At 70.1% G+C, this 8017-nt stretch carries 5 protein-coding genes and 1 tRNA gene; 5 read left to right on the forward strand and 1 reads right to left on the reverse strand.

Annotated elements, in window-relative coordinates:
- Nucleotides 1-36: 36 nt before the first annotated feature.
- Nucleotides 37-110: transfer RNA gene (locus tag ACFWEP_RS27740), tRNA-Lys, on the reverse strand.
- A gap of 301 nt (nucleotides 111-411) precedes the next feature.
- On the opposite strand from ACFWEP_RS27740, the gene ACFWEP_RS27745 reads away from it, so the two are divergent.
- The 5 genes from ACFWEP_RS27745 to ACFWEP_RS27765 all read left to right on the forward strand — a co-directional run bounded on the left by ACFWEP_RS27745 (nucleotide 412) and on the right by ACFWEP_RS27765 (nucleotide 8005).
- Nucleotides 412-1419, forward strand: a complete 1008-nt coding sequence (locus ACFWEP_RS27745; RefSeq protein WP_387373967.1) for a LacI family DNA-binding transcriptional regulator — start codon at nucleotides 412-414, stop codon at nucleotides 1417-1419.
- 237 nt (nucleotides 1420-1656) lie between these two features.
- On the forward strand, nucleotides 1657-3027 hold the full coding sequence (locus ACFWEP_RS27750) for an extracellular solute-binding protein (protein ID WP_387373959.1): 1371 nt from the start codon (nucleotides 1657-1659) through the stop codon (nucleotides 3025-3027).
- A 2-nt stretch (nucleotides 3028-3029) separates the two neighbouring features.
- Complete coding sequence (locus tag ACFWEP_RS27755) at nucleotides 3030-4076, forward strand: carbohydrate ABC transporter permease (protein ID WP_387373961.1); 1047 nt, start codon at nucleotides 3030-3032, stop codon at nucleotides 4074-4076.
- Nucleotides 4077-4087: 11 nt separating this feature from the next.
- On the forward strand, nucleotides 4088-4975 hold the full coding sequence (locus ACFWEP_RS27760) for a carbohydrate ABC transporter permease (RefSeq protein ID WP_387373963.1): 888 nt from the start codon (nucleotides 4088-4090) through the stop codon (nucleotides 4973-4975).
- 87 nt (nucleotides 4976-5062) lie between these two features.
- A complete protein-coding gene (locus ACFWEP_RS27765) occupies nucleotides 5063-8005 on the forward strand; it encodes a carbohydrate-binding protein (protein ID WP_387373965.1) in 2943 nt (980 codons plus the stop codon).
- Nucleotides 8006-8017 lie beyond the last annotated feature (12 nt).

Consider the following 8017-nt stretch of genomic DNA (forward strand, 5'->3'; position numbering starts at 1 on the left):
GTCTCCGATGCCGGAGACCGCCCCACTGTCGTGTCGTGCGCCGCCAGGGACTCGAACCCCGGACCCGCTGATTAAGAGTCAGCTGCTCTAACCAACTGAGCTAGCGGCGCCTGCTGACTCGAAAATAATACCTGGTCCACAGGGGTGCTGATGACACCCCTGTTTCGGGGCGGGGCGGGGCGGGGCGGGGCGGGGCGGGGCACGGCAGGGCAGGGCGGGGCGGACGGACCGCGGCGGGGCGGGGGTGGTCGCGCGGGGGGCCGCCGTACGCCTCGTACGACAGCTCCGCCCCCGCGCTGCTTGCCGCACCCGCGAGAACGCGCCGCTCGCAGGGGTGCGCGTCAGCCAAAGTAAGTTTCTTACGTAAGTGATCTTTCTTTTTGCGTTCATTCTTGTCACGCTGACTCCGTGATGAATCGAAGGATCTCCGAAGTCGCCGCGTACGCGGGCGTCAGCACGGCCACTGTCGGTCGTGTCCTCAATGGCCGTACGGGTGTGTCCGCCCCCACCCGCGAGGCGGTGCTGGCCGCCCTGGACGTCTGCGGCATCGAGCGGCCCGTGGGGATGCGCGGGGAGCGGGCGGCGCTGATCGGCCTCGTCGTGCCCGACCTCCAGAACCCCGTGTTCTCCGCGTTCTCCGAGGCCCTGTGCGTCCTCCTGGACCGGCGGGGGCTCATTCCCGTGCTGTGCACGCACAGCCAGGACGGGGTGTCGGAGGCGCACTACATCGAGATGCTGCTGCGGCAGAACATCGGCGGGATCGTCTTCGTGGGCGCCAGCTACGCCGACGCGGGACCGGAGATGGGCCGGGTGCTGCGGGAGCGCGGGATACCGATGGTGCTGGTCAACGCGGCGGACGAGAACTCCGGGGTGGCCCAGGTGCGGGTGGACGACGCGCTCGCGGCCGAGCAGGCGCTCGCCCACCTCGTGGCGCTCGGGCACGAGCGGATCGGCATGGTCCTGGGGCCCGGCGGGCACGTCCCCTCGGCCCGGAAACTCGCCGGTTTCGCGGCCTTCTGCAGCCGCCGGGGCGACGCGCCCGAGGAGTGGCGGAGGCTGGTCGGGCACGCCCTGTTCACCATGGAGGGCGGCGCCACCGCGCTGCCCCGACTGCTGGCCGAAGGGGTCACCGGGGTCGTTTGCGCGAGCGACGCGCTGGCCCTCGGGGTCATCCGCGGGGCCCGTCGCCAGGGGCTGCGGGTGCCCGAGGACCTGTCGGTCGTCGGCTTCGACGATTCCCCGTACATGGTGGCCACGGACCCGCCGCTGACCACCGCGCGGCAGCCCGTCCAGGCCATGGCGGCGGCCGCCGTGGCCGCGCTGGTGGGCCAGATCGAAGGGCGTGCGGATGCGAACGACCTCCTGGTGTTCGACACCGAGCTGATCGTGCGCGGCTCGACGGCCGGCCGGCCCCGCTGAGCCGTCCCGCCGAGGCGTGCGGGAGGCGGCAAGGGGGGCGGCGGGCCGCCTCCCGGGGGTCGCGCGCGCCCTGGGGCGGCTGCCCTTCGTGAGCGTGCGCACGTCACCGGCGGAGGTCCTGCTGATTACATTCTTGCGCAGATGCATTGACTTCTTGCGTAACCGGCTTCTACCTTCAGCGCTGTTCAGTGCATCGGGTCCCGCAGCCCGGGGGCACCCATCAGGAAGGCGATTCGCATGAATGGCATGGCCGGCGTCAGCAGGCGTCAACTCCTCGGTTCGGCGACCGCGCTCGCCCTGGGCCTGGCCCTCACGGGCTGTGGCGGTTCCTCCGATTCCTCGTCCGGCGTCGACGAGAACGGCGTGGTCACGATCAGCGTGAACGGAATGCCGGCCAAGACGCAGCCCGAGGACCGCAAGGACTTCGAAGACCTGGTCAAGCAGTTCGAGGCGGCCCACCCCAAGATCAAGATCGACGCCCGCGAGGGCCAGATGGACCCGAAGACCTTCGCGGCCAAGCTCGCCGGGGGCCAGCTGGAGGACGTGTACTACGTCTACTTCACCGACCCCGCCGGGCTCATCCAGCGCCGCCAGGGCGCCGACATCACGAAATACCTCAAGGGCGTCCCGTACCTGGACCAGATCCGTCCCGCCCTCCAGGACGTCTTCAAGGGACCCGACGGCAAGATCTACGGGGTGCCCACCGGCAACTACTCCCTCGGGCTCGTCTACAACCGCGCCCTCTTCGAAAAGGCCGGGCTCGACCCCGACGAGCCGCCGACCACCTGGGAGGAGGTGCGCACCGCCGCCCAGAAGATCAGCGCGCTCGGCGACGGGACCGTCGGGTACGCCGACTACAGCAAGAACAACCAGGGCGGCTGGCACCTCACCTCGTGGATCTACTCCATGGGCGGAGACGTGGCCACCCAGCAGAACGGGAAGTGGAAGGCCGCGTTCGACAGCGACGCGGGCCGCAAGGCGCTCCAGGCCCTGCACGACATGCGCTGGACCGACAAGTCCATGGGCACCCGCCAGCTCCTGGAGATCGCCGACGTCCAGAAGATGATGGGCTCCGGCAAGCTCGGGATGTACATGGCTGGCCCGGACAACATCCCCACCATCGTCAAGCAGTTCGAGAGCAAGTACGACGACTACGGGCTGGCCGCCCTCCCCGGCACCGCGACCCTCGGCGGCGGCGACGGCTTCATGTTCAACCCGAAGGCCTCCCCGGAGAAGATCAAGGCCGGGCTCCAGTGGATCCAGTGGAAGTACCTCAACCCGGACCGCGAGGAAGAGAACGTCAAGAAGTTCTCCGGCCTCGACGTCCCGATCGGACTCCCGCAGCCCAACCTGTTCGACGGTGAGGCGCAGGCGAAGAACGACGCGATCCACGCGAAGTACGCCAACGTCCCGCAGGCCAACTACCAGCCGTTCGTCGACCGCAGCGACGACGTCGCCGTCAAGGTCGAGCCGCCGAACGCGCAGCAGCTCTACACCGTCCTCGACGGGGTCATGCAGTCCGTGCTGACCAAGGAGGACGCCGACCTCGACAAGCTGCTCGCCGACGCTGCGAAGCGCGCCGACTCCATCCTCGCCACGGTGAAGTGATCATGGCCGGTCGACCGCTCCCCACCTCCCCGGCGCGCGCCACCGCCCGCGACCGGACCCCGGTACGGGACGGAGCCCCGGCACCCGCCGGGGCGTCCGGGCCCGCCGCGAAGATCCCGCCCGGCCGGCTCCAGGCGTCGCCCGCCGGTCCCACTGCCCGGAGCGGGGCGGCGACCGGCCGGTTCCGGCGGCGGGTGCGCGAGAACCTCGTCGCGTACCTCTTCCTCGCCGCCGGAGTGATCTGCTTCGCGCTCTTCTCCTGGTACCCGATCGTGCGCGGCATCCTGCTCGGTTTCCAGCAGGTCACCTTCGCGCAGCCCGCCGAGTGGGTCGGCGTGGACAACTTCCGCAGGCTCTTCGACGACCCGCTCTTCCTCACCGCCTGGAAGAACACCGGCTGGTTCACCCTGCTCGCCCTGGTCTTCGGCTTCGCCGCCCCCTTCGCGACCGCCGTCGTCCTGAATGAACTGCGGCGCGGCAAGGCGTACCTCCGGATGACCGTCTACCTGCCGGTCATGCTGCCCTCGGTCGTCACCATGCTGCTCTGGCGCTGGTTCTACGATCCGGGACCGGGCCTCTTCAACAACGTGCTGGACGTCTTCCACCTCCCGCCCCAGCAGTGGCTGGAGTCCGAGAACCTCGCGATGGTCTCCCTGGTCCTCGTCTCCACCTGGGCCAACATGGGCACCACCACCCTGATCTACCTCGCGGCGCTGGGCGGCATTCCCGGCGAGCTGTACGAGGCGGCCGAGCTCGACGGCGCGTCGATCCGACGGCGGCTGTGGCACGTCACGATCCCGCAGATGCGGTTCATCCTGATGATCACCCTGCTGCTCCAGGTCATCGGCACCATGCAGGTCTTCGTGGAGCCGTTCGTGCTCACCGGCGGCGGGCCCGACGACGCCACCGTCACCGTCCTGCTGCTGCTCTACCGCTACGCCTTCGTCTACAACGACTTCGGCCTGGCCAGCGCCATGAGCACCCTGCTCTTCGTGGTGCTCGGCGTCTTCGCCGGCGTGTATCTGCGCCTGACCCGGAGCAAGGGCTGAGAGGAAGAGTCATGGCCGCCGAAACACCCACCCGCACCCTGATCGCGCCCACCGAGATGAACCGGCGCGTCGGCAGGTTCCTCCACCGCTTCGTCCTCACCGCCACCCTGATCGGCTTCACCCTCGCCTTCGTCTTCCCGCTGTACTGGATGGCGTCCGGCGCGCTGAAGTCGTCGAGCGAGCTCGCCGCCCCGACCCCGACCCTCGTGCCGGAGAGCTTCCACCCCGAGAGCTACACCGACGCCTGGACCAACGTCGGACTCGGCCACTTCTTCCTCAACACCTTCGTGCTCGCGCTGGGCGCCTGGCTCACCCAGCTGCTCATCGACGTGTCCGCCGCCTACGCGCTCTCCAAGCTGCGCCCGGCCCTCGGCAACGTGATCCTCGGCATGATGCTGGCGACCCTGATGCTGCCGGTGTCCGCGCTGCTGGTGCCGACGTACCTCACCGTGGTCGACGTACCGATCCTGCACGTCAACCTGATCAACACCCCGTTCGCCATCTGGCTCCCGGCAGCGGCCAGCGCCTTCAACATCTTTCTGCTGAAGCGCTTCTTCGACCAGATACCCGCCGAACTCCTCGACTCCGCACGGATCGACGGGGCCGGCACGATCCGGGTCCTGGTCTCCGTGGTGCTGCCGCTCTCCCGGCCGGTCCTCGCCGTCGTCTCGATCTTCGCGATCGTCGGCGTCTGGAAGGACTTCCTCTGGCCGATGCTCGTCCTCCCCGACGAGGCGAAGCAGCCCATCACGGTCGCGCTCAACCGGCTGGCGGAGTTCATGCCCGCCAACCAGCTGCTCGCCGGAATGGTCATGGCCAGCATCCCCCTGCTGGTCCTCTTCCTGATCTTCCAGCGGCACATCATCGCGGGCCTGACGGCGGGCAGCCTCAAGGGCTGACCCGCGCGCCACCGGTCCCCCTCGCGAGCACCACCCCCTTACCCCCGCACGTCCAGGGACCCCCATCCACAGGAAGGGCACACCGCTGTGTCTCCTGCACCACGCCGGCGCCCCCGCGCCGCACGTCTCGTCGTCCCCCTGCTCCTGTCCATGCTCGGCGCCCTGCTGCTCGGCGCCACGGCCACCACCACCGCGCAGGCCGCCACCACCGCGCTGGAGGCCGAGTCGGCCCAGCTCTCCGGGGGTGCGGCGGTCTCCACCGAGCACTCCGGCTACACCGGGAGCGGCTTCGTCGGTGGCTTCACCGACGCCCACAAGGGCGCTGCCTCCGTCACCTTCCCGGTCCAGTCGTCTGCCGCCGGGGCCGGTTCTCTCGCGCTGCGGTACGCCAACGGCACCGGCGCCGCGATGACGCTGAGCCTCTACGTGAACGGGGCGAAGGTCCGGCAGGTGAGCCTCGCGCCGACCGCGAACTGGGACACCTGGTCCACCCGCGAAGAACAGGTGACGTACGCGCAGGGCGCGAACACCGTCGCGCTCACGTTCACCACCGCCGACACCGGCAACGTCAACCTCGACTCCCTCACCGCCACCACCGGCACGGGCACGGGGACCGGCACCGGCACCGGCTCCTCCGGTCTGGAGGCCGAGTCGGCGCAGCTCTCCGGGGGTGCGGCGGTCTCCACCGAGCACTCCGGTTACACCGGGAGCGGGTTCGTCGGCGGGTTCACCGATGCCCACAAGGGCGCCGCCTCCGTCACCTTCTCCGTCCCGTCCACCCTCGCCGGGAACGGCTCGGCCTCGCTGCGGTACGCGAACGGGACCGGCGCCGCGATGACGCTGAGCCTCTACGTGAACGGGGCGAAGGTCCGCCAGATCAGCCTGGCTCCCACGGCGGACTGGGACACCTGGTCCACCCACGACGAGCAGGTGACCTACGCGAAGGGGACCAACACGGTCGCCCTCACGTTCACCACCGCCGACAGCGGCAACGTCAACCTCGACTCCCTCACCGCCACCACGCCGACCGAGACCACCCCGGTCACCCTCACCCACCAGGCCGAGACCGCGTTCGTCTCCGGCGGGGTGACCACGGCCTCCGCCGTCAGCGGGTACGAGTCCACCGGCTACCTCACCGGCTTCACCACCACCGGCGCCCGCGCGGTCCTCGCGGTGAACGCCCCGTCCGCCGCCACCTACCCGCTGGTGCTGCGCTACCGCACCCCGAACGCCACCGCCGCGACCGTCACCCTGCTCGCCAACGGCACCAAGGTCCGCGTGCTCACCCTGCCCGCGACCTCCGGCGCCTGGTCCACCGCGACCACCGACGTACCGCTGCGCGCCTCGCTCAACCACGTCACCCTGCGGGCCGCTTCCGGCGACAACGGCAACCTCCAGCTCGACGGCGTCACCGTCACCGGCTCCACCCCGAACGCGGTGCGCGGCGCGACCCTCCCGTACACGGCGTACGAGGCGGAGTCCGGCACCACCAACGCGAGCACGACCGGCCCCGACCGCACCTACCTGACCGTGGCCTCCGAGGCCTCCGGCCGCCGGGCCGTGGTGCTCGACCAGACCGGCGAGTACGTGCAGTTCACGCTGACCCAGCCGGCCGACGCGCTGACCCTGCGCTACTCGGTACCGGACAACGCGGCGGGCACCGGCACCAACGCCACCCTCAGCGTGTACGCCAACGGCACCCAGGTCCGCGACCTGGGCCTCAGCTCCGCGTACAGCTGGGTCTACGGCAGCTACCCGTACACCAACACGCCCTCCCAGGGCTCCGGGCACCACTTCTTCGACGAGACGCGCACTCTGACCGGCCACCTCGCCGCGGGCACCGTGCTCAAGTTCCAGAAGGACGCGGGCGACACCGCCGCCTCCTACACGCTGGACCTCGTCGAGACCGAGGCCGTCCCGGCCGTCCTGACCATGCCGTCCACCGGATTCGTCTCCGCCACCACCCTCGGCGTCACCCCGGACGACTCCACCGACGACACCGCCGCCCTCAACGCGGCCGTCACCACGGCCACGTCGCAGGGCAAGGGGCTCTGGCTGTCCGCCGGTACGTACGACATCTCCGGCCACGTCGACCTCGCCGGGGCCGACCTGCGGGGCGCCGGGCAGTGGTACACCGTGCTGCGCGGCAAGAACGGCAAGGGCGGGCTCTTCGGGCGCGGCGGTACCAGCAACGTCCAGGACCTCATGATCGCCGGAGACGTCCGCTACCGCGACGACGCCAACTTCGACGCCGCGATCGAGGGCGACTTCGGCAACGGCTCCACCCTGACGAACCTCTGGATCGAGCACACCAAGGTCGGCCTCTGGATCGACGCCCCCACCACCGGCCTGTACGCCGCCGGGCTCCGCATCCGCGACACCTTCGCCGACGGCGTCAACCTCCACAAGGGGACCGCCGGCACCGAGGTCTCGAACAGCAGCGTCCGCAACACCGGCGACGACGGGCTCGCCATGTTCTCCGAGGCGCAGGCCGTCAGCACCAGCGCCTTCCGCTTCGACACCGTCCAACTGCCCCTGCTCGCCAACGCCGTCGGCATCTACGGCGGCAACGCCAACCGTGTCGAGGACAACCTCCTCGCCGACACGGTCACCGGCTCCTCCGGCATCGCGATCAGCAGCCGGTTCGCCCCCGTGCCGTTCAGCGGCACCACCGTCGTTCTGCGCAACACCCTGACCCGGACCGGCGGTTACGAACCCAACTGGGCGAGCAAGCTCGGCGCCCTGTGGGTCTACGCCGACTCCTCCGACATCACCGCGCCCATCCTGCTCCAGGACAACTCCGTCCTCGACAGCACCTACAGCGGACTCCTCGTCTCCTGGCAGAAGAACGTCGGCTCGCTCACCGTCACCAACCTGGCCATCACCACGGCAGGTTCGTACGGCATCGAGATCAACTCCGCCGGTTCCGGGACCTTCTCCGGAACCACCGTCACCGGAGCCGCCGCGGGCGGCCTCTCCCTGGCGGGCGGCTTCACGATCAACAGGGGCTCCGGCAACACCGGCTGGTGACACCCGACCGGG

It is taken from the genome of Streptomyces sp. NPDC060198, from assembly GCF_042728415.1.
Classification (GTDB): Bacteria; Actinomycetota; Actinomycetes; order Streptomycetales; family Streptomycetaceae; genus Streptomyces.